The organism is Elusimicrobiota bacterium (genome assembly GCA_016182905.1).
Taxonomy (GTDB): domain Bacteria; phylum Elusimicrobiota; class Elusimicrobia; order UBA1565; family UBA9628; genus GWA2-66-18.
In genome coordinates this window covers 123,501-149,621 of sequence record JACPFR010000010.1, presented here as the reverse complement: position 1 = coordinate 149,621, position 26,121 = coordinate 123,501, and the positions used below count along the sequence as shown (strand labels likewise).

Annotated in this window: 22 protein-coding genes; 16 read left to right on the top strand and 6 right to left on the bottom strand. The window is 73.6% G+C overall.

Going from position 1 to position 26,121, the window contains the following annotated elements:
- Nucleotides 1-7: 7 nt before the first annotated feature.
- Together HYV14_04640 and HYV14_04635 are read right to left on the bottom strand one after the other, a co-directional pair.
- Entirely contained in the window at nucleotides 8-1,879 is a 1,872-nt protein-coding gene (locus tag HYV14_04640) for a tetratricopeptide repeat protein (GenBank protein ID MBI2385285.1), read from the bottom strand.
- On the bottom strand, nucleotides 1,876-3,210 hold the full coding sequence (locus tag HYV14_04635; GenBank protein ID MBI2385284.1) for a hypothetical protein: 1,335 nt from the start codon (nucleotides 3,208-3,210) through the stop codon (nucleotides 1,876-1,878). The genes HYV14_04640 and HYV14_04635 overlap by 4 nt, the downstream gene beginning before the upstream one ends.
- Nucleotides 3,211-3,245: 35 nt before the next feature.
- Between HYV14_04635 and HYV14_04630 the strand changes: the two genes are divergently transcribed.
- The 4 genes from HYV14_04630 to HYV14_04615 are packed head-to-tail and all read left to right on the top strand — an operon-like array spanning nucleotide 3,246 to nucleotide 7,613.
- Nucleotides 3,246-4,526 carry a DUF4932 domain-containing protein gene (locus tag HYV14_04630; GenBank protein ID MBI2385283.1) on the top strand — a complete coding sequence of 427 codons (1,281 nt, stop codon included), beginning with the start codon at nucleotides 3,246-3,248 and terminating at the stop codon, nucleotides 4,524-4,526.
- Between the two features lie 8 nt (nucleotides 4,527-4,534).
- A complete protein-coding gene (locus HYV14_04625; protein ID MBI2385282.1) occupies nucleotides 4,535-5,248 on the top strand; it encodes a hypothetical protein in 714 nt (237 codons plus the stop codon).
- A complete protein-coding gene (locus tag HYV14_04620) occupies nucleotides 5,245-7,095 on the top strand; it encodes a PEP/pyruvate-binding domain-containing protein (protein MBI2385281.1) in 1,851 nt (616 codons plus the stop codon). The genes HYV14_04625 and HYV14_04620 overlap by 4 nt, the downstream gene beginning before the upstream one ends.
- A gap of 47 nt (nucleotides 7,096-7,142) precedes the next feature.
- Entirely contained in the window at nucleotides 7,143-7,613 is a 471-nt protein-coding gene (locus tag HYV14_04615) for a GNAT family N-acetyltransferase (protein MBI2385280.1), read from the top strand.
- On the opposite strand, the gene HYV14_04610 is transcribed toward HYV14_04615, so the two are convergent.
- Nucleotides 7,610-8,914: a tryptophan 7-halogenase gene (locus tag HYV14_04610; protein ID MBI2385279.1), complete on the bottom strand. Its 1,305-nt coding sequence runs from the start codon at nucleotides 8,912-8,914 to the stop codon at nucleotides 7,610-7,612. The two genes, HYV14_04615 and HYV14_04610, sit on opposite strands and share 4 nt — an antisense overlap.
- Nucleotides 8,915-8,939: 25 nt before the next feature.
- Between HYV14_04610 and HYV14_04605 the strand changes: the two genes are divergently transcribed.
- Genes HYV14_04605 through HYV14_04590 form a run of 4 tightly spaced genes read left to right on the top strand, consistent with a single transcriptional unit; the run spans nucleotide 8,940 to nucleotide 12,343 of the window.
- Nucleotides 8,940-9,203 carry an acyl carrier protein gene (locus HYV14_04605; protein ID MBI2385278.1) on the top strand — a complete coding sequence of 88 codons (264 nt, stop codon included), beginning with the start codon at nucleotides 8,940-8,942 and terminating at the stop codon, nucleotides 9,201-9,203.
- A gap of 1 nt (nucleotide 9,204) precedes the next feature.
- Entirely contained in the window at nucleotides 9,205-10,308 is a 1,104-nt protein-coding gene (locus tag HYV14_04600; protein ID MBI2385277.1) for an acyl-CoA dehydrogenase family protein, read from the top strand.
- Nucleotides 10,308-11,570 (top strand): AMP-binding protein, encoded by a 1,263-nt coding sequence (locus HYV14_04595; protein MBI2385276.1) that lies wholly within the window; start codon nucleotides 10,308-10,310, stop codon nucleotides 11,568-11,570. The genes HYV14_04600 and HYV14_04595 overlap by 1 nt, the downstream gene beginning before the upstream one ends.
- Nucleotides 11,567-12,343 carry an aspartyl/asparaginyl beta-hydroxylase domain-containing protein gene (locus HYV14_04590; protein ID MBI2385275.1) on the top strand — a complete coding sequence of 259 codons (777 nt, stop codon included), beginning with the start codon at nucleotides 11,567-11,569 and terminating at the stop codon, nucleotides 12,341-12,343. The genes HYV14_04595 and HYV14_04590 overlap by 4 nt, the downstream gene beginning before the upstream one ends.
- Here the strand turns inward: HYV14_04590 and HYV14_04585 are convergent.
- Entirely contained in the window at nucleotides 12,333-13,886 is a 1,554-nt protein-coding gene (locus HYV14_04585; GenBank protein MBI2385274.1) for a tetratricopeptide repeat protein, read from the bottom strand. The genes HYV14_04590 and HYV14_04585 overlap by 11 nt on opposite strands.
- Nucleotides 13,887-13,979: 93 nt before the next feature.
- Here HYV14_04585 and HYV14_04580 point away from each other — a divergent pair, with 93 nt between their 5' ends.
- From HYV14_04580 to HYV14_04545, 8 genes are all read left to right on the top strand, one after another.
- Entirely contained in the window at nucleotides 13,980-14,465 is a 486-nt protein-coding gene (locus tag HYV14_04580) for a hypothetical protein (protein ID MBI2385273.1), read from the top strand.
- Nucleotides 14,462-15,160, top strand: coding sequence for a hypothetical protein (locus tag HYV14_04575; GenBank protein MBI2385272.1), 699 nt, complete (start codon nucleotides 14,462-14,464; stop codon nucleotides 15,158-15,160). Before HYV14_04580 ends, HYV14_04575 begins: the two co-directional genes overlap by 4 nt.
- On the top strand, nucleotides 15,157-17,097 hold the full coding sequence (locus tag HYV14_04570; protein MBI2385271.1) for a hypothetical protein: 1,941 nt from the start codon (nucleotides 15,157-15,159) through the stop codon (nucleotides 17,095-17,097). Before HYV14_04575 ends, HYV14_04570 begins: the two co-directional genes overlap by 4 nt.
- 109 nt (nucleotides 17,098-17,206) lie before the next feature.
- Nucleotides 17,207-18,835 (top strand): tetratricopeptide repeat protein, encoded by a 1,629-nt coding sequence (locus HYV14_04565; protein MBI2385270.1) that lies wholly within the window; start codon nucleotides 17,207-17,209, stop codon nucleotides 18,833-18,835.
- Nucleotides 18,836-18,842: 7 nt separating this feature from the next.
- Nucleotides 18,843-20,447, top strand: a complete 1,605-nt coding sequence (locus tag HYV14_04560; GenBank protein ID MBI2385269.1) for a tetratricopeptide repeat protein — start codon at nucleotides 18,843-18,845, stop codon at nucleotides 20,445-20,447.
- The gene (locus tag HYV14_04555) at nucleotides 20,444-22,078 is read left to right on the top strand and encodes a tetratricopeptide repeat protein (GenBank protein ID MBI2385268.1); all 1,635 of its coding nucleotides are present in this window, start codon (nucleotides 20,444-20,446) and stop codon (nucleotides 22,076-22,078) included. Before HYV14_04560 ends, HYV14_04555 begins: the two co-directional genes overlap by 4 nt.
- Nucleotides 22,075-23,016: a radical SAM protein gene (locus tag HYV14_04550; GenBank protein ID MBI2385267.1), complete on the top strand. Its 942-nt coding sequence runs from the start codon at nucleotides 22,075-22,077 to the stop codon at nucleotides 23,014-23,016. The genes HYV14_04555 and HYV14_04550 overlap by 4 nt, the downstream gene beginning before the upstream one ends.
- A complete protein-coding gene (locus tag HYV14_04545) occupies nucleotides 23,013-24,257 on the top strand; it encodes a tetratricopeptide repeat protein (protein ID MBI2385266.1) in 1,245 nt (414 codons plus the stop codon). Before HYV14_04550 ends, HYV14_04545 begins: the two co-directional genes overlap by 4 nt.
- 4 nt (nucleotides 24,258-24,261) lie before the next feature.
- Here the strand turns inward: HYV14_04545 and HYV14_04540 are convergent, their stop codons facing one another.
- Both HYV14_04540 and HYV14_04535 read right to left on the bottom strand, forming a co-directional pair.
- The gene (locus HYV14_04540) at nucleotides 24,262-25,020 is read right to left on the bottom strand and encodes a hypothetical protein (GenBank protein MBI2385265.1); all 759 of its coding nucleotides are present in this window, start codon (nucleotides 25,018-25,020) and stop codon (nucleotides 24,262-24,264) included.
- Between the two features lie 21 nt (nucleotides 25,021-25,041).
- The gene (locus HYV14_04535; GenBank protein MBI2385264.1) at nucleotides 25,042-26,106 is read right to left on the bottom strand and encodes a hypothetical protein; all 1,065 of its coding nucleotides are present in this window, start codon (nucleotides 26,104-26,106) and stop codon (nucleotides 25,042-25,044) included.
- Nucleotides 26,107-26,121: the final 15 nt, after the last annotated feature.

The window sequence follows — 26,121 nt, the reverse complement described above, 5'->3', positions numbered from 1 at the left end:
GTCTTCCTCATTGACGGGGCGGCAGATACATGACGGTTCCGAGGTCGAGCGACAGGAGCTTCGCCTCGACGTCCTTGACGGGGGCCGAGACGACCTGCTGCTCGCGGTCGCCGGAGCCGGCCAGGAAAAACACCGACTGCTCCGGGTCGTAATTCGCGCGGACCAGCGCGCAGAAGCGCCGGCGGTCGTCGTCGTTGGCGATCGCGTACACGACCGTCGGATGCGCCGGCTCGAGCTGGCCCGGGTTGCGCGTCAGATGAACGAGATCGAAGACCCGCTGCCCGAAAGGGCCGCGCCGCGTCCCGTGGTCAGGCTCGGCCGACGCGAGGCTCCAGGCGACCTCGGTCAGAGAGACGGCCCCGAACGCCTGGAAGCTGATCTTCGCCGCCTCGCACTCCGTGACGAGGTCGCGGGCGATGCGGCGATAGATGAAGGGGTGGATGCGCGTGACGAATCCCGTGGTCCTCCCCCGCTGGAGCCCGGCGAGGATGCGTTTGACGCGGCCCATGGCCGGCTCGTTGTCGACGCGGGTCACGGCGCGCACCTCGCAGCGGAACAGGCCGAGGAACTCGGAGATCTGCGGATCGCCGAGGTTGTTGTAGAGGACCTCGCAGGCGTCGAGCGCCCGGAGGATCTCCACGGTGATCTGATAAGGATGATGGATGCCGACGCCGCACAGGTAGAACTGCGGGCGGGCCAGGACCTTTTTTTCCGGCTTGGAGAGCACTCGGCAGACGAGGGCGTAGAAGCGGCAGCGCTCCGCGAAGCCGCCGTCGGCCAGGGAGGCCGCCCGGAGGAAGTGGCGGACCGCGCGGGCGCGGTCGCCTTTCCGGCACAGGACGTAGCCGGTGAGATACGAATGGAACGGCTCGTGGAGGGCTCCGCCTTTGAGCGCCTCGAGGACCTCCGTCCAGCGGCCTCTCATGGCGATGACGTTGAGCCTCTCGAAGCGGAGCTGGCCGCTGTCGGGGGCCAGAGCGCAGGCCCGGTCCAGGCCCTTCTCGGCCTCCTCGAAGCGTCCGAGCAGGAGATGGAAGCGCGCCCGTCGGCTGAGCATGCCGGCGTCGTCGGGACGCCGCGCGAGCGCGCGCTCCATCTCCGCGAGAGCCTCGGGATAGAACGCCTGGTCGAAATAGATGTTCGCGGCCTGCAGATGCGGCTCGGGAGAATCGGGAAGAAGTGCTGCGGCCGCAGCGGAATCCTTCAGCCCCTCACGATAGAATCCGCTGCGGTTGAGCGCGTCCGCGCGCTGCATGAGGATCCAGGCCGAGGGCTCGAGCGCGGCGGCCGCGTTGAGATCCTCGAGGCACGCGGGAAGGTCGCCTAGGCCCAGGCGCAGCAGCGCGCGCACCGCGAACAGCGGCCCGGAGGGACGCGCGGCGAGCTCGGCCGTGGCCGCGTCCGCGCCCGCGCGGGCGGCGCCGCGCTGGCCCTCGAGCAGGGCCGAGACGAGCACGGCCTCCGGCAAAGCGCGGATGGCGGAAAGCTCCTTCTGGGCGCCGTCGACGTCGCCCTCGGTGAGCAGGCACACCGCCCGCAGCAGCCGAGCCCAGGGCCAGCCTTCCGACAGCTGGGCGGCCTTGTCGAGGGCGAGGCGCGCCTCCGCGCGGCGTCCCGCCAGCAGCAGGGCTTCGCCCCGCCACGCCCAGCCTTCGCGGGAGGCGGCGTCGAGCGCCAGCGAGCGGTCGAGGGCGGCGAGCGCCTCGGCGCCGCGGCCGAGCAAGGAGAGGGCCCGGCCCCCGCGGCGCAAGGCGCCGGCGTCCTTCTTTCCCCGCTCGCGCGCGAGCGCCGCCGTCCACTCCGAGCGGCCCCCCGGCGGCAGGCCGATGAGGCAGGTCAGGTAGGAGCGGCCCTCGGAGGGAGCCGCGGGCCGCTTCATTTTTCGGCCTTCCCGACGAGCGGCGGGACGTAGAGCATCAGGCTCGAGTGCACCTTCGGATAGGTCTTGGCGAGCGCGCCGACCGCGACGACCGCCGGCGTCGCGTCGTATTTGGGACCGAACATCCAGCACAGATGCTCCTTGGGATAGAAGCGCCCGAGGCTTTTTTGGAAGGCCGCGACCTCGCCCTTGGCCTCCAGGCCGGAGTAGAAGCAGGCGAGCAGGGGCAAAGCCGTGTTCATCGTCTCGGCGCGGTCTATCGCCGGCCGGTCCATGGCCTGGATGCCCTCGAAGTCGTCGCCGAGCCCCTTGCCCGTGAAGGCGAGCAGATGGTCGATCGAGGACACGGCGCCGAAGGTCTGATGGTCGACCTGCTGGACCCCGCAGCGCCGCACGAGCTCGACGGCGAGGCCGCCGAACACCAGCGGATGGCCGCGCGTGATGAACCCGACGGTCTTCCCTTTGCCCAACTGATCAAAGATACGGTCGGCCCACTTCGGCTCGTCCTGCCAGGCCTGATAGGAGGCGGGGCGGATGTCGGAGCAGAACTCGGCGAGCAGCTCGCGCACCTCGGGGCCGGCCACGTTGTTGAAGATCACGTCGCAGAGGCTGAGCGCGTGGATGACCTCCAGGGACGCCGTGTACGGAGGGAAGATGCCCAGGCCGCAGAGATAGAGCTTGCTCGGTTTGCGGGTCGTCGCGTCCATGCCGGTCCTCCTTCGAAATTCGGGGTCGACGGCCCGCGACGCCGCCCAATAGAAGCGGGCGCGCATCGAGACCGGATGCTCCTTGGGCAGCTCCTTCATTATCGCGGTGAAGCCGTCGCGCGCGGCGCGATGGTCGCGGACCTTCAGCGCCAGCAGGCCCCGGCACAAGCGCGCCTCGAGCCTCGACGCCGGCGAGCCGGTCTCGGCGAGCGCGGCGATCTCGGCGCCGGCCTCCTCGGCGAGGCCCTGCTGGATCAGGATGCGCAGGCGGGCCAGCCTCAGGAACTCGTCGGCCGGCGCGCCCTCGAGGGCCTTCTCGAACTCGGTCCGGGCCTCGGCGAGGCGGTCGGTCATCACGTAAAGCTCGGCGCGGGCGACCGAGATCGCCCGGTCTCCGGGAGAGAGCGCGTCGGCGGCGTCGAGCGCGCGGCCGGCTTCCTCATAGTTGCGGCGCTGCAGGAGGAAGCGGACCTTGCGCAGGTACAACGCGGTCCCGGGCGAAAGCCCGATAAGGCGGTCGATCTCCGCGATCGCCTCGACGACCGAGCCCTCGTCCGAGAGCGCCTGCGCGCGCTCCAAGGAGGGCTGAGCCGTCTTCACCGGGCCGGATGCCGAGCGTTTCAACGGCGGTGATTGTACCAAATGCTATACTCGGCGGCATGGACGTCGTCATCGACCCATCCATCGAGCTCCTGGGCGCGGTGGACCTGCTGGGCACGCGCGCGACCGCCGCCCTCAAGGGTCCGGGCCGGGACTACGCGCGGGCGCTCGCGAAGGCCTGCGCGCCTTTCAAGACCCACCCCGCCGTGAAGCTGAACGCGCGGATGCACAAGTCCGATCCGGACTTCTTCCAGCGCAAGGATCTCCTCCTGATGCGCACCGCGCCCCCGGAGCTGGAGTTCGACGCGGCGCTGGACTCCTGCAGGGGAGAGGCCGAGAGAAGCGGCGTCTGGGAGCCGTGGCTGGGAGCCATGCGGGCTTTCGCGCGGGACTCGCGGTTCACCGCCGTCCTCGGCGCCTGCGCCCCGAGGCTGAGCCCCGCGGTCGACGCGCTGAGAAGGCGGGTGGAGCAGGACGATCACGCCGGGAAGATCGAGCGCTACACCGGCCTGCCCTTTCTCGGACGCTACCGGATCATCGTCTCCCCGTTGTGCGCGCGGGGCGTCAGCCTCAACCGGGTCTGGCTGCGCGACGACGCCCGTCACGAGATCGTCAGCATCCTGGACGCGGATTCCTGCCCTTCCGCGGAGCGGGACTCCGCCGATCACAGCCTCGACGCCGTCGTGTGGCACGAGTTGGGGCACGGGGTCCTGGACATGACCGCGAACCTCTACGACCACGAGGAGAAGGACCGCCCGTTCTCCTTGGGCGCCGGCCTGCGCAGCAACTGCCGCAATTGGCTCCACGGCATGAGAGAGCATCTCGTGAGAGCGGTGATGCTTCGTCTCGTCGCCCTGGAGCGCGGGGAGGAGGCCGCGAGCAGGGAATTCCGTCTCGAGGAATTCAGCCGGCGCCCGCACCTCGCGGCGTTCCTCTCCCGGCTGCGGGAATACGAGGCCTCGCGCGAGCGTTATCCGGCTTTGTCGGACTTCTACCCCCGCCTGCTCGAAGTTTTCCCGCGCCAGTCCGCGAAGCTCGAGCCGCCCGCCGACCCCGGGCGGGAATCCTGGCCGGACGCGCTGCGCAAGCTCGCCGGACCCTACTACACCGAGCGGCAGCGCGCGCGCGCCGTCGCGCACCTCGACGCCCTGCTGGAACGCTCCCGGGACGAGCGGCTGATCCTGCGCCGAGCCGCGCTCAACTTCCTGTTGGGCGAGCACGCCCGCGCGGCGGAGGACGCGTCCGCCTTGCTCTCCCGGCACCCCGCGGACGTCGCCGCCCTCATCCGCTGGGGCGCGGGTCTCACGGCGAAAGCCCGGGCGCGGAACACCAGGCCTTGATCCGGACGATGATCGGCGCCGGCTTCCTCGCCGGGCTCGCGCTCGGCGCCTCGGCCGCGGCCGCGGCGCCCGACGCCCCCGAAGACGGCTGCGAGACGTCGTTCTCGCTCGAGGTCATGCGCCGGGAGCCCGGATTCCGGCCGGACGAGGACCGGGAGCTGGCGCGCGCGCTGGTCGACCACGGCGCGTGCCTCGCGGCGGCGGACGGAGGCGGGAAGGCCTGCAGGGTCCTGCGTCCGTTCGCCTTGAACGACGACGACCTGCCCACGCTCGAGGCGGCGTGCCTGTCGCACGCGCACTTCCTGCGCTTCGCCCGCCGCGCGGCCGGCGGGCGAGGGCGCGCGGCCCTTCCCGACTGCCGGCGCTGGCTCGCCCCCGAGGCCGCCGGCCGCCGCTACCGGAGCCTCGACGCCGCGTGCGAGGCGCTCGCGCGAGCCTACGGCCCCGGCTACTATCCCGCGTGCGAAAAGCTCTCCTCGCCCCCGATCGTGGCGGAGGGCGCCGACCGGATGGACGTCGAGCGCAGCTGCCGTCTCGATCTCTACCCGGTCTACGGCTGCGCGGACGCGGGGCATTCCCTGGACCTGGCCGCGTGCGAGGCGTTCGCGGCCGAGGTCGCCGCCATCCGAAAGGGCGAAGGGGACGAATGGTGCGCGGCCGCGCGCCGGCGCGCGGCGCGCGGCTATTGCCGTCGGGCCCGCGAGCCGGGGAGGAGCCGGTGAGGCGAACGCTCGCGATCCTGCTTCTCACGGTCTCGGCTTCGACCGGCGCCCGAGCCTCCCTGTCGACGGGCAGCGTCGCCGCGGCCGGGGAGTTCGAGCGCTGGGCCGCGCCCCGTCCCGCGGGAGCGCCGGGAGCGCGCCCGCTCGTGCTGGCCGTGGTCGATCACCGCGACCGGGACCGCGCCTACTTCATCGACACGCGCCGCTACGACGCCCACGACGATTTCCTCGCCGACGCCCATCTCACGGTCAATCGCGGGCAGGCCCTGTACGCGGAGTCCGTCGACACCGACGCGCGCCGCTTCACGATGGCGTTCCTCCGCCCGGCGGTCCTTCCGGAGGGCGGCTTCGAGCTCGAGCTCTGGTCCGACGATCACATCCCGGCGGCGCTGCTCGCGCGCGCGCATCGGGCGCTCTCGGCGGGACTGCCCGAGCCGGCGACCCTGCGTCCCTTGAATCCGGAGCAGGCCCAGGCGGCCGCGCAGGCCGGCGTGCCCTCGCTCCCGTTCGTCGAGCCCGCGCCGGCCTACGAGGCGCTCAACGCGGGGCGCGCGGTCGGGCGCCTCAAGATCGTCGAGGGCGACGTCGAGAAGGCGCGGACCTCGTCCGACGAGATCCTGGTCTTCCGCCGCACGCCGCGCTACCTCCCGGCCCTCGCGGGCTTCCTCCTGACGCGTCCGGCCAGCGCGCTCTCGCACATGGTCATGCTGTCCCGCGCGCTCGGCGTTCCCGGCGCCGTGACGCTCGGCGCCGAGCCGCTGATCGCCGAGCTCGAGGGACGGGAGGCCGTCCTCGAGATCCACCCGTCGAGCTGGACCCTGCGGGCCGCCGCCGCGGGCGAGGCCGGCCTCGCGCGGGCGCGGCGCGCGCGGCCCAAGCGGCGGCTCTCGGCCGACCTGGACTGGCGCGAGCTCACCGCGCTCTCGCGCCAGCGCGGCCCCGACTCCCGCCGCTTCGGCGCCAAATCGGCGAACCTGGGAGAGGTCATGGCGGCCGTGCCCGAGGCGCGGGTCCCGCCGGGCTTCACGATCCCCTTCTCGCGCTACGCGGACTTCATCCGGCGCAACGGCCTGGAGCCCGAGATCCGGCGCGCGCTCGACGGCCTGGCCGCCGCCAGCGGCGCCGTCGAGCGCCGGGCGCTGCTGGACGCGCTCCGCGCGAGGATCGAGTCCGGGACGCACGATCCGGACCTCGAGCGCGAGGTGGCGGCGCTCCTGCCGGAGCTGGGCGGCGGCGTCTTCGTGCGCAGCTCGACCAACGCCGAGGACCTGACGGGCTTCACGGGCGCCGGGCTGTACACGACGGTGCCCAACGCCGTCGGCTCCGCCCAGGCGCTCGACGCGGTCAAAAAAGTGTGGGCGTCGATCTGGAACGAGCGCGCCGTCGTCGCGCGCGAGGCGTTCGGCATCGATCACCTCGGGGCCCTGCCGGCGGTCCTGATCCAGCGCACCGCCGTCGCGCAGTCCGCGGGCGTCATGGCGACGGCCGACCCCGCGCGCCGCGGCCGGACGGGGATCGTCCTCATCGAGGCCAAGAAGGGCTTCGGCGAGCGCGTCGTCGAGGCGACGAGCCGCCCGGAACGCGCCGTCTACCGGAGCGAGGGCGAGCGCGTCGAGTTCGCCGGCGCCTCCGCCGACGACACCGCGATGCGCGCCGCCCCGGAGGGAGGCCTTCGCCGGGAGCGCATCGCGGTCGGCGCCCGCGTGCTCGACGAGGACCGCGTCCGCGCCCTCGGACGGATGGCGCTGCGCGTGCAGAAGGCGTTCGCGGGCGTTCCTCAGGACATCGAGTGGGTCATCGAGGACGGGAAGGTCGTGATCGTGCAGTCGCGGCCCTATCCCGAGTGACGCGAGCGGCATTGACCGGGGAGTCCGGGGAGGCTATGATACGGCGCATGGGCACGTATCCCTCGGACGGCTATCGCCTCGTCCAGCTCGACGCGGACGCCTCCCCCGCGCTCTACGACGGCGCGGCGGCGCTCATCGCCGAGCAGGCCGCGGAGGAGGGGCACTCCCCCGCCCCGGACGCGGCGCGGCGCCTGCGGGAGTTGACGAAGGGGCGCTCGGGCGTCTTGCTGCACGCGCTGCTGGGGCCCGAGGAACGGGTGGACGGCTATCAGCTCTCCAACGACTGCCGCACGCTGGGCGGGCATTACGCGTACATCAACGAGACCTACATCACGCGGGAGCGGCGCGGGCTCGGGCTGGGCTTCGTGCTGCTGGAACGCTACCTGGAGTGGGCGCGCTCGCGCGGCTTCACGCACGTCTACTCTCACACGGGCTCGCCCGAGATGAAGCGGGTGGCCGAGCGCCTGGGCGCGAAGATCCAGTCCGTGGACTGGGTGGACTTCACCCTCCTCCCCTAGCCGCGGACGAAGTCCTTGTTGAGCTGGGCGTGCCAGAGATGGCCGGGGTCCGCGGCCACGGCGCGGACCAGAGCCTCCAGCTCGTCGAGCACCGGCACGACCTCGTCGTAGACGTCGCCCTGGAGCAGTTGCAGCAGGGGGCCGCGGTACTCCTCGCGGTCGATGAACCAGGTGAAGAGCACGTTGAGGGCGTAGTAGACCTCGATGAAGCGCTTCCAATTGCGGGTGCCCGTGCGCAGGGTGGATCCGAAGCGGGAGAAGGACGCGGCGCGGTAGTCGCCGGTCTTGGCGGCGGCGATGATGTCGGCGGCGGCCAAGCGCGCGCCGTTGAGGGCGATGCTCACGCCCGAGGAGAAGATGGGGTCCACGAAGCGGGCGGCGTCGCCGATGAGCAGGAAGCGGTCGCCGTGGAAGGCCTTCATCTCGTAGCTGTAGTCGGCCTCGACCTTGAACTCGTTCGCCCGCTCGGCGGCGCCGACGCGCCGCGCCAGCTCGGGCCGCTGCGCGAGCATCTCGTGGAAGAGCTCGCCGGGGGAGCCCCGGCGCGCGCGCAGCCTCGGCTTCCGCGTGACGAGGCCGACGCTGGTGAGGTCCCGAGTGATGGGGATCTGCCAGATCCAGCTGCCCGGCGACGCCAAGAAGTGCACGAAGATGTGGTCGGGGGTCGCGGGGCCCCGGTCGAGGCCGCGGAACCAGGCGTGGACGGCGTACTGGTCGAAGAGCGGGTCCAGGACCTTCAGGCCTCGCGCCGCGCCGAGGAAGGTCCGGCGCCCGCTGGCGTCCACGATCAGGTCGCTGTGGACCTCGCTCCCGTCCGAGAGGCGGGTCGTGACCCCGTCCGCGGCGACGTCCACGCCCGCCGCCGCGACGCCGTGGCGCAGCTCCGCGCCCTGCTCGCAGGCGTGCCGGGCCAGCATCTCGTCGAAACGGGACCGGTCCACGTGCCAGGTATGGGCCTCGACGCCCGGCAGCGGCCGCTCCTTGAACTCCACGCGGCAGTCCTCCGGGATGCCGGCCCAATCGTGCGCCCAGCGGGCCTCGCCCGCGCCGTCGCGACGGGGCAGAGACCAAGAGGCCCCGCGCTTCACGACGAAATCCGACCTCGTCATCCGGTCCAGGAACCCGATCTCGCGGAAGACCCGGTTCGCGGCCGGGACCAGGGATTCCCCGACGTGGGGGCGCGGGAAGGTCTCGGCCTCGACGATCAGGCAGCGGATCCCGGCGCGGGCGAGGTAGGCGCCCAGCGCGCTGCCCGCGGGGCCGGCCCCGATGATGAGAACATTCGTGCGCTGCGCAATCATCACGTGAATATCCTAACATTCCTCCATGGACCTCACCGAGGAACTCCTGGCCTTCTTCCGCGAGGGCGCCGACGGCGGCCTCACGGTGGACGCCGCCACCCCCCTCCTGGAGTGGGGGCTGCTGGATTCGGTGCGCATACTGGACCTGGCCGACCTGCTGGCCGCGAAGGCCGGCTATAAGCTGGACGCCTCCGCGCTGAAGAAGGAGAACTTCAAGGACGTCCGTTCCATCGTCCGACTCGTGGGCGCCGGGCCGGCCAAGCGGCCGGCGCGCCGGAAGGCGGCCTAGAGTGGACTTCGCGCTCTCCGGCGCCCAGCGCGCCGCCGTCGCCCGCGCCGCCGCGCTGGGCGCGCGCGTCGCGGCCCGCCCCGCGGAGGCCCGCTCCCTGCTCGCCGCCGACGGCCTCTACGCCCTGCGCGTGCCCCGCAAGCTCGGCGGGCGCGGCGCGAGCCTGCTGGACTCGGCCCTCACGCTCGAGGCGCTGGCCGCCGAAGGCGCGCCGCTGGGAGAGCTCTTCGGCCTGGGCGCCCATCTCTTCGGCGGGCTGCAGACCTTGCTCGAGGCCCGCCGCCTCGACCGGGCCACGGCGCGCGAGCTCCTCGCCGGGCGGCACCTGATAGCCCACGCCGTCACCGAGACCCGCGCCGGCTCCGACCTCTCCGCCGTGGCCTGCGCGGCCCGCAGGACGGGCGCCTCCTACCGCGTCACCGGGCGCAAGAGCTTTGTGACCGGCGCGCCGGACGCCCGCTCCTTCGTGGTCTACGCCAAGACCTCTCCCCGCGACGGCATGTTCGGCCTGTCGGCCTTCTGGATCCCGGCCGGGACGGGCGTGCGCGTGGAGAGAGGACTTAAGACCATGGGCCTGCGCTCGGCCCATCCCGCGCCCGTCACCCTCGACGCGCGCGTGCCGGCGTCGGCGCGCCTCGGCCGCGAGGGCGAGGGCCGCGAGCTGTTCCGCCGCGTCATCACGGTCGAGCGCGCGGCGCTCCCCGCCATCTTCCTCGGCCAGATGCGGCGGCTGATCTCCGCGACCCTGCGCTTCAGCCGCGAGCGCCGCCAGTTCTCCAAGCCGCTGCTGGACAACCAGGCGGTCTCGCACAAGATCGCGGAGCATCAGCTGCTGCTGGAGCAGTCGCGCCTGCTCCTCTACCGCGCGTGCTGGCTGCTGGACCGGGGCCGCGAGGCCGGGCGCGAGGCCGCGCTGGCCAAATGGGCCGTGACCGACGCCGCGCTGCGCGTGGCGCTGGACTGCGTCCAGCTGCACGGCGCCTCGGGCGTGCTGGAGGCGGGCGAGTTCGCCGCCGCCCTGCGCGACGCCGTCGGCGGGCCGATCCTCTCGGGCACCAACGAGATCCAGAAGGAGATCGTCGTCGCCTCGCTGAGGGCGGGCTAGTGCGCCTGCTCGAGCGCCTGCGCTCCCACGCGCGGCGGCGGCCGGACAGCCCCGCCCTGAGCTGCGGCGGGAAGACCTGGAGCTACGCCGAGCTGCTCGCCGCCGCGCGCCGTCCGGCCGGCCCCTACGTGCTCCACCATGGCCCCAAGAGTCTCGCCGCCGCGGCCGCGTGGCTCGGCTGCCTGGACGCCGGCGTGCCCTTCGTGCCGCTCGACCCGTCCTGGCCCGCCGCTCGCGCGCGCAAGGTCCGCGCCCTTCTCTCGCGCCGCGGCGCGCTCAAGAGGGGCGACGCGATGCTGCTCTTCACCTCCGGCAGCGAGGGCGAGCCCAAGGGCATCCCGCTCTCGCTGCGGAACATCGAGTATTTCCTGGACTGGACCGCGCGCCTGCTGCGCATCGGCCCGGACGAGCGCGTGCCCAACCTGGCGCCATGGGGCTTCGACCTCTCCCTGCTCGACGTGCTCGGCGGCTGGCGCGCGGGCGCGGAGGTGGAGCTGTTCCAGGCCGAGGCGGCCTACGACCCCGCCGGGCTCGCCGCGCGTCTGGCCCGCGGGTTCACGAGCGTCTACGCGACCCCGTCGCTGCTCATGCACCTGCAGGAGAAGGGGCGCCTCGCCGAGCGCCTGGCCCGCGGACGCCTGCGCCGCCTCGTCTACGCGGGCGAGAGCTACCCTCCCGCGGAGCTGCGCAAGCTCTTCCGCCGCGGCCTGCCCGTCTACAACTTCTACGGCCCCACCGAGACCAACGTCTGCGCCTTCCGCCGCGTGCGGGCGGGCGACCTGCGCGCCGCCGCCGTCCCCATCGGGGCGCCCCCGGAGGGCACCCGCCTGCGCGTCGTGCGCGGCGAGCTCGAGGTGCGCGGTCCGGGCGTGATGCGCGGCTATCTCGGCGGCGCCCCGAGCCGGGGCGTGTTCCGCACCCGCGACCGCGTCGCGGCCGGGCGCGGCGGGCTCGTCTTCCTCGGCCGCTCCGACCGCCAGGTGAAGCATCGCGGCATGCGCGTGGAGCCCGGCGAGATCGAACGCGCGCTCTGCCGCCTGCCGGGCGTGCGCCGCGCGGTGGTGCGGCTCGACGCCGGCGGCTTCGTCGCCCATCTCGAGAGCTCGCGCGCCGTTACCCTCGGCGAGGCCAAGGCGCGCCTCGCCCGGGAATTGCCCCCGCACATGAGCGTGCGCCGCCTGGTCCTGCATCCCGGCGGCCTGCCCTTGACGCCGCGCGGGAAGCTCGACCTGCGCGCCGTCGCCGAGGAGGCCTCGTCATGAAGAAGACGCTCGAAGCCCAGGTCAAGGACTACGTGCGGAAGCTGCGCCGCCGCGCGGGCGGAGAGGACCTCTCGCGCGTCGAGGGCTTCTTCTCGAACCTGCTCGGTCGGCGTGCCGCCGTGGACGACCCCCGGCAGAGGAAGGGCGAAGCCAGCCCGCTCTGGGTGCCCGGCCTGCCCGCGTCGCCCTGGCACGACCCGGCGAAGCTTCCGTTCCTGGCCGAGCTCAAGGCCGCGAAGGCCGGACTGCTGGCCGAGGGCCGCGCCCTGCTCGACGCGGGCGCCCTGGTCCGCTCCTCGGAGAGCCGCGAGGATCTCGCCTACGAGGGCTGGATCGCCTTCGACTTGAAGATCCTCGACGCGCAGTTCCCCCCGAGCCGCTTCCGGGTCGAGACCAGGGGCTTCCCGGAGAACCTGGAGCGCGCTCCCAAGGCCGCCCGCCTGCTCGAGCGCCTCCCCGTTCTCGGCGACTGCTTCTACTCCGCGCTGCTGCCCGGCGGGACGGTCTCGCCCCATCACAGCCACTTCAACGGCAAGCTCATCTGCCATCTGGGGCTGAGCGTGCCCGAGGATTGCGCTATCCGCGTGGCCGGGGAGACGCGCTCCTGGAAGGACGGGGAGGTGCTGCTCTTCGACGACACCTACGAGCACGACACCTGGAACCGCTCCGCGCGGCCGCGCCTGCTGCTGCACCTGAGCGTCTGGAACCCCGACCTCACGCCCTTCGAGGTGTCCGCCCTGCAAGGCTGGTTCGACCTCTCGCTCAATCCCTGAATTCGACGTGGACGTTGCGCAGCCGGCCGCCGTCGAGCCAGGTCGTCAGCCAGGAGGAGCGGTTGCCGGCCATGAGCTCGAGCCCTCGCTCGAGGACGGCGGCCCGCGACGGGACGGGCAGCGACCGGGCGCACAGCGAGAAAAAATGCGGCGCCCAGCCGCAGATCCGCGAGAAGAGCCGGTCCGCCTCCGCCTCCTCTCCCAGCTCGCCCAGCACCAAAGCCAGATTCATCCAGGCGCTCAGCCGCCGCGGCATCGCCGCGACCGCGACCTCGAGGTCCTCGCGGGCCTCCGTGAGCCGGCCGAGCTTTCGCAGCGCCTCCCCGCGCAGCGTGCGCCAGGAGCGGTCGGGCGCGGCGTCGCGAACGGCGTTCTCGCAATGCGCCAGCGCGGCTTCGTAGTCGCCCGAGAACAAGGCCGTCCCGCAGAGCCCCACATGGGGCCAGCGCAGGCGCGGGGCGAGCTCCAGGGCGCGGTGAAAATCCGCCTCCGCCTCGCCGTAGCGGGCGGCCCAGCAGAGGGTCTCGCCGCGGAAGGCGTAGAACCAGGCTTCGCGCGGTTTTTGACGGATGAGGCGCCGGTACTCGGCGAGCACGGCCCGGAGATCGCCCCCGCGCAGGCGGGACTGCAGGATCTCCATCTGGTCGCTGATGTCGCACGCGACGAAGGGCTCGAGCCTCGTCCCGCGCGTCCACACCTTGGCCTGGCCGCGGTTGCCCTTGAGCGCCTTGAGCACGCGCTCCAAGGCCCGCGCCGCGGCCCGGGGCCGCTCCGGGTCGAGGCGCTCGCTCAGGGGCTGGAGCGGGCGGGGCAGGAGCCGGGAGATCAGGGAGTACTCCAGCTCCGAGACCCGCTCTCCCGCGGCCAATTTGGCCAGGGCGTGATTGGCGTTGGCGCCGAGCGCGTTGTCCGAGATCGCGCGCCCCGCGGCTCCGGCCGAAAGGGCCTCGGAATTCCGCCCCAGATACCGCAGCGCCTCGGAGCGCCAGGCCAGGGCCTCCGCGTCCCGGGGATCGGCCGCCAGGGCGCGCTTAAGCGGCGAAAGGGCCTCGGCAAAGCGGCCTTGAAGGACCCGGGCCGCGCCGACGATGCGCCGCGCCTCGCCCAAGGCCGGGTCGAGGGCCAGGATCTCCTGGGCGCGGAGCACGGCTTCCTCGGCCCGTCCGGCCCAGAGCGCCCGCACGGCCAGCAGGAGCCGCGCCGGGAGCGGATCCGGATCGAGCCGCACGGCGAGCAGAAGCTCGCGCCGCGCCTGCCCGTAGCGCCCGAGCCGCTCCAAAAGCTCCGCCGCGTGAAGCCGCAGCTTCGCGTCGCGGGGATCGCGCTTCAAAGCCTTGCGCATGGCCTTCTCGGCCAAGGCGAGGGAGCGCTTGGAGTCGGCCGCGAGCCCCAGCAGCTCCTCGAGCTCCCAGAGCTTGGCCGCCGCCTCCCATGAGTCCGGATCGAGGCGCAAGGCTTCCGAGCAGCGCTTGCGGGCGATGACGTACTCGCCTCGTCGCTCCCAAAGCTCCGTCGCCTCCAACAGCTTCCGCGCGGCGTCCATGCCGGATATGTTGTTATTTTAACATTTACAGAACAAGGGGGATATCCGGGCCCCCGCTCTGCGGGCCGGCAATATTATCTATGATTGCAGGCGGTGCCGACCAAAGTCTTCGCGGGCTACCTCGCGGCGTGTTTCCTGTGCGGCGAGCTGTTCCCCTTCGCCCGGCTCGACATGTTCTCGTCGGCGGGCGCGGGGATCCGCGTCGTCGTCGTGCGCGCGGACGGAGCGCCGCTCGAGCTCGCGGAGCTGGCTTCGTTCTCCGCGGACCCTCCCCCTTTCGCGGCGGCCGAGCTTCCCTCCGCGGACATGCGCGACTACCTGTCGGCCTTCTCCGCGGAACGGGCGGCGCCGTCCGCGGCGCACGCTTTTCTCGACGTCGAGACCGGGCTGGGGCGCAATCGCAGCGTGCACGAGGCCCTCTTCCGGTACGCGCGCTGGCGGCGGTCGCCGCCGGTCCTGGAGACGACCCCGTCGCGCGTCGAGATCTCCGAGGAGAGCGTCGAGTACGACCGCGCCGGCCGCGGGTTGAAGCGCGCGTCCCGGCTGCTCTGGCGTGGCACGGCCCGCCGGATCCGATGAGAGCCTGGCGGACGGCGCTGGCGCTGCTCCTCGCGACGATGTGGCTGGGAGCGCACCTCCAGGCGCCGGCGCTCCGCTCCCCGCTCCCGCTCTCGGGCTGGACCCTGGCGTCCGGCGCCGCGACCTTCGCCCTGCTCGCGGCCTACGTCGCGCGCGGCTCCGCCGCCGCCGGACTGGCCGCGAGCCTCCTCGTCTTCGCGGGCCAGTTCGCCCTCTCCCGAAGCGTGGAGGATTACGGCAAGATCGAGGGGATGCCCGCCGCGGCGGTGCTCGCCTATTTCCTGGCCGCCGCGCTGTCCGGAGACCGCGACAAGGCGGCGTCCGCGGCGCGCGCCGTGATCGGCGCGGCGTACACGGTCGCCGGGCTCTGCAAGCTGATCGACGGAGGCCCCGGCTGGATCAACGGCTATTCGCTGCGCGTCTTCGCGCACGCGAAGTCCCTCGAATCCTCCGGCGCGCTGTCGACGCTGCGCCTCGCGCTCGCGAGCAGCCCGGAGGCGGCTTGGTCGGCGAGCCTGGCGACCGTCCTCGTCGAATTGTCGGGAGCGGCCATGCTGTCGCCGCGCGCGCGCGTCCCTTACGCCGCGGCGCTGCTGCTCATGCACGCCGGCATGTACCTCGGTCTCGGGATCATGTTCTGGACCTGGGCGGCGACCGTCGCGCTGTTCGGCTTTCGGCCGGAGCCGAAGCGATGAGCGGCGGAGTCCGGTCGTGGGATTGGTGGCTGGAGTCGCTCCCGGAGCTCGTCTGGCCCGCGGAGGGGCTCGGCCCCTGGGAGCCGCGCGCGGCCCGCGCCTTGGAGCGGGCCCCGCTCTTGCGCCTGCTCGCCCGCGAGGACGATCCGGCCGCGCGCGCGCGCCTGCGCCGCGTGCTGGGCGAGCCGGGGAGCCGGGACGAGCTGGAACGGGCCGCGCGCCGCGCGCCGAGGGGCGCCGAGGCCCGCGCCTGGCTCGCGGAGAGCGTGCTCGACGAGGATCCGGCGCGGGCTCTGCGCCTGCTCGACGGGGCCCGCGGCCCGGCCGCGGCCCTGTACCGGGGAGCGGCCCTCATGTCGCTCAAGCGCTGGAAGGCGGCGGCCGCGGTCTTTGAAGGGATCCCATCGGCCCTGGCCGCGCTGCTGGCCGGCGCGGCTCGCCTTCGCGCCGGCGAACCCGCCGCGGCGCTCGAGGCGCTTCGCGGCGGCGCCGACTCGGCCGCCCTGCATTGGCTGCGCGCCTTCGCCTGCGACCGGCTCGGCAGGGACGCGGAGGTCCGCCTCAACGTCGAACGCGCCATGCTCCGGTTCTCGGAGATCGCTTTCGACCCGCTGCTCGGCGCCGCTCTTCGCCGGGAGAACCTCCGCGGCGGCCGCTGCCGCCCTCCGACGGCCCGCACCTTGGCCCTGCTCTCCGCCCGCCGGGCCGGCGCGAGAGCCGTCTGGGCGGACGTGTCGCGCGCGGAGACTTTGCGCGCGCCCCAGTTCTCCCGCTACGCCGAGGCCGTGCCCCTGCTGCGCCGCGCGGCGAAGCGCTCGCCGCGCTCGCCCTGGGTCTGGGCCTACCTCGGACGCGGCCTCGACAGCGTCGGAGACTCCGCCGGCGCCAAGCGCGCGCTCGACCGCGCCGCGGAGCTCGCGCCGGGCTGCGGCTGGATCCGCGCCTGGCGCGGCTCCTGGCTGCTCCGCCACAAGTCCGCCGCGGCTCTTGCGGAGCTCGCGCGCGCGGCCGCGCTGATCCCGGGCTACCCCTTCGCCCGCGCCTGGCACGGCGGGGCGCTGCGCCGCGCGGGCCGTCTCGCGCGCGCGGCCGCCGAGCTCGAGCTCGCCGTGCGCCTCGAGCCGGGCTACGAGTGGAGCTTCGCCGAACTGTTCCAGGTGCGCCGCCAGCAGAGGGACTGGGCGGCCGCCGCCGCCATGGTCACGGAGGCCTACGAGCGCGAGATGAAATTCACCTGGGCCCGCCGCGACGACCCCGAGGCCTGCGCCCGCGCGGCCGAGGAGCTCGCCGGCGCGCTCTCCTCCCGGCCCCGGCTGGCACTGCTGCGCGCCTGGCGCGCCTGGCTCCTGCTCTCCTTGGGCCGCGCGCCGGAGGCGCTGCGCGAGGCCCTCGCCGCCGCGGCCGAGGGGCCGGCCTTCGCGCACGCCGTCGCGGCCGAGGCCTGCGAGCACGAGGGCGACCTCGAGCGGGCCCTCGCGCATTACGGCCGCGCCGTCGCCCTGCGTCCGTGCGCCGCCTACGTCGGCGCCCGCGGGGCCGTCCTTCAACGCCTGGGCCGCGCGAAAGCGGCGGTCGCCGACCTGCGCCGCGCCGTGGAGCTCAACGGCACGGTGGCGCGCTTCCAGTGCGCGCTCGGCGCGGCCTTGCTGGACCTGGGCCGGCCGCGCGCCTCGCTCGACGCGCTCGACCGGGCCTTGGGCCTCGACCCGGGTTACGGGGAGGCCCGGGCGCGGCGGGCTTTGGCCGCCGCCCGTTTGGCGAAAAACGACGTGGCGGCTTGCGCCGAGCTGCTCAAGGCCGTCGAGCTCGGCGCGGAGCTCCCCCCGGCGCTTTTGGCCGCGACGCGCCGGCGCATGAAAACCCTCGCGCGCCGGGCCCTGAAAGGGCTCGGGAACGGCCCCGAAGTCCGGCGCCTGTTGGCTGAATCCGGTTCTTGACTTACCCCCCCGGACCTGTTACACTTAGCCCGTCCTGCCCGTGTCTAAAATACGCCGTTAACGAGCCTCGGCCATCCGCGAAATCGTCAAATAATATAGAGGGAATACCATGAAACAGAGCGACTTCAACCGCACGATCGAGCGCTTGGCTGGCGGCGGACTTTCCCTCCCCAGAGATCTCTCGGTGTTCTTCCCCGACGGCGACGGCCGCCAGGATCTGATGTACGAACAGGACTTCGGGCTCGCGCCGCACGCCCCCGCGTACGAAAAGGCCCGCCGCGCCGTCCTCGCCGCGGACATCCCCGCCGGGCAGCGCGTCCTCCTCGCCGGCTATCTCGACCTGTTCCTCGGCGAGTACGACCGCGCCGCCGTCGCGCTGAAAGCCCTGTGCGAGAAGTCGCCCGACGAGTACTGGCCCCACTTCCTGCACGCCGCCGCGATCTGGCTTCTCGGCGATCAGCGCCGCACGCGCGACTATCTCCCCACCGCCTTGACCGCGATCGAGAAGGCGGTCGCCGTCGATCCCAAACAGATGTACGCATACATCATCCGCGCCGGACTGCGCCGCGAGCTCGAGGACGTCCCCGGACGGCTGGAGGACACCGAGCGCGTCATCAAGATGGCCCCGAGCTTCGTCTGGGCGCGCACCGAGAAGGCCGAGGTGCTGGGCGAGACCGGGCATTACCGCCTGGCGCTCAAGGAGCTCAACAGCCTCATCAAGCGCTTTCCGACGGCGGCCTGGACGTGGGCCCAGCGCGGCCGGCTGCGCGGCATCTCCGGCTTCTACCGGCTGGCGCTCGCCGATTTCGAAAAGGCCGTCGAGCTCGACCCGTCCTGCGGCCCGATGATCGCGTGGCGCGGCGAGACGCATCGCCGACTCGGACGCTTCGCCGAGGCCGTGGCCGATTTCGACCGGTCCATCGCCCTCGACCCGGGCTACCGGCTCGCGCACGCCTGGCGCGGCCGCGTCCGCCTGCTCGTCGGCGACTACGCGGGCGCCGTGAAGGACTTCGACGCCGCGCTCAAGATCGAGCCCCGCGAGATGCTCGCGCGGACCTGGCGCGGCGAGGCCTGGTGGAAGGCCGGCGACTACCGCCGCGCGGCCGCGGATTTCGAGGCGGTCTATCCCGCCGAGCCCCAGGGATTCTGGAACGCGCGCCTGAAGACCAACGAGACCCAGGAGAACTATTTCATGCTCGACGCCGAGGGCGGCAAGCGCCAGGAGCATTTCTGGGCCGACCTCGAGAAGGGCGCGCGCTCCGGCGACGCCTGGGCGTGGGCCTTCCTCGGCCGCTGCAAGATCGGAGCCGGGCGCGTCGAAGACGGCCTGCGCGACCTGACGCGGGCGCTGCAGATCGAGCCCGCCAACGCCTACGCGCTCGCCTGGCGCGGCGAGGGCGCGCGGCGCCTGGGCGCCTTCGGCCGCGCCCTGACCGATCTCGAGGCCTCGCTCAAGCTCGACCCCGCCAACCGCTGGGCCCGGGCCTGGAAGGCGCAGGTCCTCGTGCAGACCGGGAAGACCGCCGAAGGCCTGCGCGCCTTCGAGCTCGCCCTCGACACGCCCGAGCAGCGCTTCGCCCTGGCCCACGTCTGGCACGGCGAGGCTCTCTGGGACCTGGGCCGCCGCGAGGAAGCGGCCGCCGCCTTCCGCCGGGCCTTCGTCCTCGACGGGAAGTGCAAGCAGGCCAAAGCCTGGATGATCCGCCTGGGCAAGCGGAAGACCGAAGCCGCCGCCTGACGCTTTCTTGGCTGATGTCCTGTCCGCCGCCGACCGCCTCGCCTCGCGCGGGGACTTCCACTCGGCGCTCGCCGTCCTTGCGCCGTCCTTGCGCCGGCGCCTGCCCAGGCTCGACTCGTTCTACGACTTCGTAGCCGACCAGGACCTGCTCACCGATAACCCGCGCCACCCCGCGCTGACCGCGGCGGAAGAGGCGCGGGCCCGCCGGGGCCTGGCGCGCCTGAAAGCGCGCCCCCTCAGGGACGCGCTGACCTCCTACGCCCTGCTCTGCGCTCGCCGCTACCCGGAGGCCGCTTCGCGCGCCGCCGCCGCGCGCGTGCCGATCCTGGAGGCCTGCGCGCTGTGGCTTCAGGGCGACGCCCGGCGCAGCCGGCGCTGGCTCGCCCGCGCGCTCGACTGCGCCGAGCTCGCGGTCGCGCTGTCGCCCTCGCGGGCCTCGTGGCTGCTGCGCGCTCAGATCCGCTTCGAGTTCGAGGACAACGAAAAGGGCCTCGCCGACCTGGCCCGCATCCTGCGCCGGGATCCCGGCGATCTCGCCGTCCGCGTCGGCCGCTCCGAGATCCTCGCCGACCTGTACCGCTACCGGCCCGCCGCCCGCGAGCTCCGGCGCGCGGCGCGCGGAGGCCCCGCGCCGTGGTGGTTCTACGCCCAGCGCGGACGCCTGCGCGGGATGTGCGGCCTCCTCAAGCCCTCGCTGAGGGACTTCGACGAGGCCCTGCGCCGGCGCCCGAAGCGCGGCGCGGTCCGCGCCTGGCGGGCGGAGGTCCTGCGCAAGCTCGGGCGCCTCGAGGACGCCCGCCGCGACCTCGACCTCGCGACGGCGCACGCGCCGCGCTACGCCTTCGCCTGGGAGTGCCGCGGCCGCCTGCGGCTGATGCTCGGCGAGCCCGCCGCGGCGCTGCGCGATCTGGAGCGGGCCTGCCGCCTCGACCCGACGCACACGCTCGCCTTCGCCTGGCGCGGCGAGGCCCGCCTGCGCCTGGGGCGGCTCGCCGGCGCGTGGGCCGACTTCGAGAGGATCTATCCGCTCGAGCCGAGCAACGTCTGGAACGCCGACGACGCCGCCGAAGGCCGCCTGCCCGCGCGCGCGGCGCGCCTCGCCTCGTACTGGCGCACGCTCGACGCGGCGGCCGCGCGCGGCGACGCCGCGGCGTATCTCCTGCGCGGCCGCGCCCGCGCCACGACGGGGCGGGAGCGCGAGGCGATCGCCGACCTGACGCGCGCCCGGCCGCGCCTTCCTCCCGCCCTGCGCGGCGCGGCCCTGGCCTGGCGCGGACGCGCCCGGATGAACCTCGGCGAAACGGCCGTGGCGGCCCGGGACCTGAGCGCGGCCGTCGCGCTCGATCCCGGGACGCGCCGCTGGAAGGCGTGGCTCGGCACCGCGCTGCTGAGCCTCGGGAAGAAGAAGCGCGCGCTGCGCGAGCTGGACCGGGCGCTGACTTTCCCGGAGCCGGGCTTCACCGAGGCGTTCCTCGCCCGCGGCCGCGACCGGGCGAGCGAAGGCCGCCTGCTTCCCGCCCGCGACGATTTCCGCGCCGCCTGCCTGTTCGATCCCAGATCGGAGGCGGCCCGCCGAGCGCTGGCCTCCCTGACGCCGGGGCGCGAGCGATGAAGGACTGGACCCGGGCCGAGAAGAGCATCCGCGAGTCCGACTTCGAGGCGGCGGCCGCGGCCCTGCTCGGTCCCGCGCGGCCGCTGAGGCTCGAGGCCTTCTTCAAGAACACCCCCTCGCACGACCTCATGTACTCCACGCCGCCCCGCGGCGCCGAGGTTCCCGCCCGGGAGCTGCGGGCCTGGAAGCGCGAGGCGGCGCGGCGGCGTTCGCCGGAGCTGTGGACCTTGGCGGGGGCGGCCGAGATGGCGATGGGCCGGGACCGCGCCGCGGAGGCCGCGCTCACGCGCGCGCTGGGTCTCGACCCGGGCCTGGCCGCGGCCAGCCTCGCCCGCGCCGCCGTGCGCCTCTCCCTGTCCCGCGCCGAACGCGACAATCGCCGCCTGCCCGGCTGCCTCGACGACCTCGACCGCGCGCTCGCGCTGAGCCCGGACGACCCCCGGGCCCTGCGCCTGCGCGCCGAGCTCAGCAACGACTGCGAGGACCTCGACGGCGCCCGCCGCGACCTGGAGCGCTGCCTGGAGCTCGAGCCGGAGAACGGATGGGCGCGCGCGGAGCTGGCCGACCTGTTCTGCGACAGCGGCGAGTTCGAGAAGGCGCGCCCGCTCATGGCGTCGCTGGCGCCCGAGGGCGGCCGCGAGGGCTGGTACTGGGCCCTGCGCGGCCGCGCTTTGGCGCTCTCCGGCAAGGCCGGGCAGGGACTTCGCGATCTCGAGAAGGCGGTCGAGCTCTCCCCTCGCCTCGCGTCCGCCGTGGGTTGGCGGGGAGAAGCCTACCGCCGGATCGGCCGCTACCGGGAGGCCCTGCGCGACCTGGACCGCTCCATCGCCCTGGACCCGGGCTTCGTCTACGCCTACGAGTGGCGCGGCCGCCTCCACCTGATGCTCGGGAGCCCGGACCGGGCGCTCGCCGACGCCGAGGTCATCGTCCGCCGCGACGCGCGCCATCGCTACGGCCCGGTCCTGCGCGGCGAGGCGCGCTTCAAGCTCGGACGCTTCGCCGCGGCCGCCGCCGATTTCGACCGCGTCTACCCGCTCGATCCTTCGCGCACCTGGAATCCGGTCGTGAAGGAAGGGCGGCTGACCTCTCCCGCCGAGCGGGAAGGCGCTTTCCGCGAAGACGTCGCGCGCGCCCTGCGCTCATCCCCCCGCTCGGCGCACGCCTGGCTCCTGTCGGGCCGTTTTCACGGCGCCGCCGGGCGCCGCGCGCAGGCGCTCTCCGATCTGACCCGGGCGGCGGCCCTGGCGGCCCTCCCCGCGCCCCGCGCCTCGGCCTTCGCCTGGCGCGGCCGGATCTTCCTCGACGACGGCGACGCGGGCTCGGCGCTGCGCGACCTCGACGCCGCCCTGCGCCTGGCGCCCGGCGACTCCCGCGCGCGCTGCTGGAAGGCCGAGGCCCTGACCGCCCGCGGCGATGAAAGCCGGGCGCTCGAGGAGTACGGGCGGGCGCTGTCCCGCCCGGCGACGGCTCCCGCCTTCGGCTTCCTGTCCCGCGCCGCCCTCCACGCGCGCGCCGGGCGATGGGAGCCGGCGCGCGCCGACTACGCCGCCGCCTTCGCGCTCGACGTGAAATCCAAGGCCGCGCGCCTCGGCCTCGCCGACTGCCGCCGCCGCCTGGGGACGGCCCGATGAGCCTCCCGGCGCTCGACGAGACGCCCATGCTCGACGTCTTCCTCAACTACGCCTGCCAGGCGAAATGCCCGTTCTGCTACAACCCGCCGCTGACCCCGGAGCTCATCGCTTGGAAGCTCCCGCTCGAGCGCCTCGCGCACGAGCTCCTCGAGGGCCGCAAGAAGGGCTTTCGCGGCGCGACCTTCTCGGGCGGCGAGGTCACGCTTCTGGCCGAGCTGCCGGCGATGCTGCGCCTGGCGCGCAAGGCGGGCTATTCCGCGGTCGGCGTGATCTCGAACGGGATCCGCATGGCCGACGAGGCTTATACGCGCGAGCTCGTCGACTGCGGCATGAGCTTCGCCTGCCTCTCCATCCACGCGGGCGAGCCGGCGCTTCACGACGAGCTCCTCGCCGTGCCGGGGGCCTTCGAGAAGGCGGTGCGCGCGCTGGGCCATCTCGAGAGGCTCGGGATCCCCGTGGTGCTCAACTTCGTGATCACGCGGCGCAACGTCCGCGCGATGCCCGCCTTCATCGAGCGTTTCGCCGCGCGGGCCGGCGTCGTCGAGTTCCAGCTCTACTTCCCGCACTACGAAGGCCTGATGACCGTCCACGCCGACGCGCTCAAGCTCCCGGCCCAGGAGGTCGTTCCCTCCTTGGAAAAGGCGTTCGCCCGCGCTCGCGCGCTCGGCGCCGGCGACAAGGTCTTCGTCTACAACATGCCCCCGTGCTCGCTTCCCGCCGTCCCGATGGCGCGGCTGCGCAACTGGGAGCGGGAAAGCACGAGCCTGCTCATCGACCCGAAAGGCGTCGACGACGGGCGCTTTCAGAACGAGCGCCGCGACCGCTACAAGAACGCGGATTGCAGGGAGTGCTCGCTCGACGAGCGCTGCCTGGGCTACGAGACCGGCTATGTCGAGCGCTACGGCGACGCCGATCTGCGGCCGGTGCCCAAGCCATGACGCCGGAGGTCCGGGCGCTGGGAGAAAAGGCCTCCGCGCTGATCCTGGACGGCCGGCCCGCCGCCGCGCTGCCGCTGCTGTCGCGCTGCGCCGCGGCGGGCGCGGGCTGGGCGCTTCTGCTCCGCGGCCGCGCCAAATACGCGCTCGGCAGACCCGAGCTCGCCGAAGCCGACGTCACGCGGGCCTTCGACCTCGACCCCGCCTGCGGCTGGATCTTCGGGCTTTCGATCGGCCCGCTGAGGATCCCCCCCGGGGGCCGGCGCCTGCACGAGGCCAACCGCCGCTTTCACGGGGACCGCGGCTGCTACGCCGCGCGCGCCTTCCACGGCAAGCTCGCCATCATGGCCGGCCGGCGGCGCGAGGGCCTGGCGCATCTCGACTGGGCCGTGAAGGCCGCGCCGAAGCGGCCGTACCTGTTCGCCTGGCGGGCCGAGGCCCGGCGCCGCCTCGGAGACCTCGTGGGCGCGCGGGCCGACGCGAAGCGCGCGCTCGCGCTCGATCCGCGCCATGGGGTGGCGTGGACGACTTTCGCGGCCGTCGAGCGCATGAGCGGCCGCCCGGCCGCGGCGTTCTCCGCGGCGCGGCGCGCGGCGCGCTGCGCGCCCGCGTACGAGATCGCCCCCCTGGAAGCGGCGCGCGCCGGCCTCGCTCTCGGCGACGTCCCCGCCGTCCTGACCTGGCTCGAGCGCGCCGCGCGCCGCGCCAGCGGGCTCGGCTGGTCGAGCCTCGGCGAGAGACACGGCGCGCCCGCGCCCGACCCGGAGACTTTGCCGGGCGACGCGTCCACGCGAGGCCGGCTGCTCGCGTGGAGCGGCGAACGCCTGCTCTCCCGCGGAGAGCCCGCCCTCGCCCTGGCCCGTCTCGACGAGGCCTTAGGCGTCTCCCCCCGCTTCGCCTGGGCCCAGGCCTGGCGGGGCGAGGCCCTCGGCGCGCTCGGGGAGAAAGCGGCGGCGGAGAAGGCTCTGCTCGCCTGCGCGGCGGCCGCGCCGCGCTACGCGCGCGCCTGGGCGGCGCTGGCTCAAGTGCGTTTCGAGCTCGGCCGCCCGCGCCCGGCGCTGGAGGCCTGCGAACGCGCCTTGAAGCTCGAGCCGGATTGGGCCTGGGCCCTGTTCCAGCGCGGGCGCCTCCTCGCGGCGTTGGGCCGCGCGTCCGAGGCCCTGCGCGACCTCGACGCCTGCCTCGCGCTCGACGCGGGCTTCGAGCAGGCCCGGCGCGAACGCGCCCGGCTCGCGGCGGGCTAGGATCCTAGGGGGCTCGAGCGGGCCGCGGCCCCGGCGTCTCGGCCGCCGCGAAATGCGCGTTCAGGCTCAGCCGCAGCCGGGCGAGCCGCTCCGCGCGCTCATCCAGGGCGAGCGCGACGGGGCGTTCGACCTTCGCCATGGCGGTCTCCAGATCCGTCAGGCACAACTGGGCGTGGCTGATCGCGCCGTTGACCGCCTTCCAGTTCTCGGGCGACTGGATCGGCGCCTGGCACACGAAGCCCCTGAAGTCCGCGGGCTTCGCCGGCGCGGCCGGGGGAGCCTCTCCCATCAGGACGCGGCACCGCGCCGAGCGGCCGCACGCGGCGGAGTTCCCGGCCTTGGAGGCCAGCGCGTAAGCCGCGGCGTCGCGGCAAAGGACGGCGGAAATGGCCGGCAGTTTTTTACACGCGGCGGCGCCGCCCCGCAGGCCTCTGAAAAAAACCTGGCACTGCTCGACGTCCCGGGGCACCGCGTCGTCGGCCAGCTTCGCGCAAGGATTCGGGACGTCTTCGAGGTAGCCCGCGACGCCGGCGTAGGAACGGATACGGTGAAGCAGCTGGGCCTCCGCGGGACCGCCCCCCGCCTCGAACGCCCCGGCCTGCAGCCCGCTCGAGCATTCGGCGACCTTATTCAGCATCTCGTCCGCGGCGGCCAGCGCCGCGTCGCACCTCGCGACCAGGGCCTGCGCGGCCGCCGGCCGGGCGCTCGACGCCGCCGCCAGGACCAGCGCGGCGAACAGCGCGAATCCACGTTCCCTCATCATCGCATCTCCTTGCGAGTCCGGCTACCGCCCGATGCCGGCCTTCATGCTTTTGACGGACGCCGCCACCGACGCGCGCGCGCTCCGATGGCGCTCGAGCTGCTTCTCGTCCCGAGGCGAGGCTTTGAGCGCGGCGTCGAGGCGCGCGAGCAGCGCTTCCAATTCGAGGTGCTTGTTCTTGAACGCCTCGAGCGCCGCGACCCGGGGGTTGACGTCCTTCGCCTGAGCCGCCTCCGCCGCGAACTTCCCATGGCGCTCGACGGCGGCGGCGGAACAGACGCTCGTCGCGAGCGCGTCGCCGGTCGCGGCGCAGGTCCGGTCCTTGCGCGCCCGGAAAGCCTCCTTGCACGCGTACGACGGGGCTTCCGTGAAGCTGTCGCCCTCTCCTTTCATCGGGAAATTCTTCTCGGCGCACGCCGCCTCGGACGCCGCCCCGCGCATGGCCGTCTCCGCCCGGCACAGCGCCATGTCGGAGGCGTCTTCGTGGCCGCCTAACGCCGCGCCGACGCCGGCGCAGACCGTGTCCGCGTTTCCGGCGGCGAACTGCGCCCGGCAGGCGTTCAGCCGGAGCTGGACGGGAACGTCGTCGTAGCTGTCCGCCGCCACGGCGCAGATCCCCGGGCCCTCGTTGCCGATCAGCGCCGCGTAGATGAGCAGGCGGCCGGCGACGCGCCGGCATCGGGTCTGGGGCACGCACTTGTCGTCGGGCGCGCAGGTGTTCTTGATGTATTGAGCGAGGGGAGCGAGCTTGTCGCAGGGCGCCAGGGACTTGGCGGCCGCGGCCGTGCAGGCGAGGTGCGCCACGAGCGCGTCTTGATGCTGCTGGTCTTTCGCTTCGAGCGCCATCTCGATCTTGAAGCTCCGGCGGCACTCATCGATGAAGCGGCTGTACAAGCCGGCGACGACGCGGGCCCGGGCGGCCTCCGGCTTCGGAAGCGGCGCCGCGAAGGCGCGCACGGCGTCGGCCGCGAGGAGGCCGAGCTGCTGAGCGCCCCTCTCCGCCGCGGTCAACTGGGCGTCGAGGGTCGGGTCCGCCGCGTGCGCGGGAGAGACCGCAAGGGCGATCGACAGCGCGATGACTTGTCTCACGGGTACCTCGTTTGA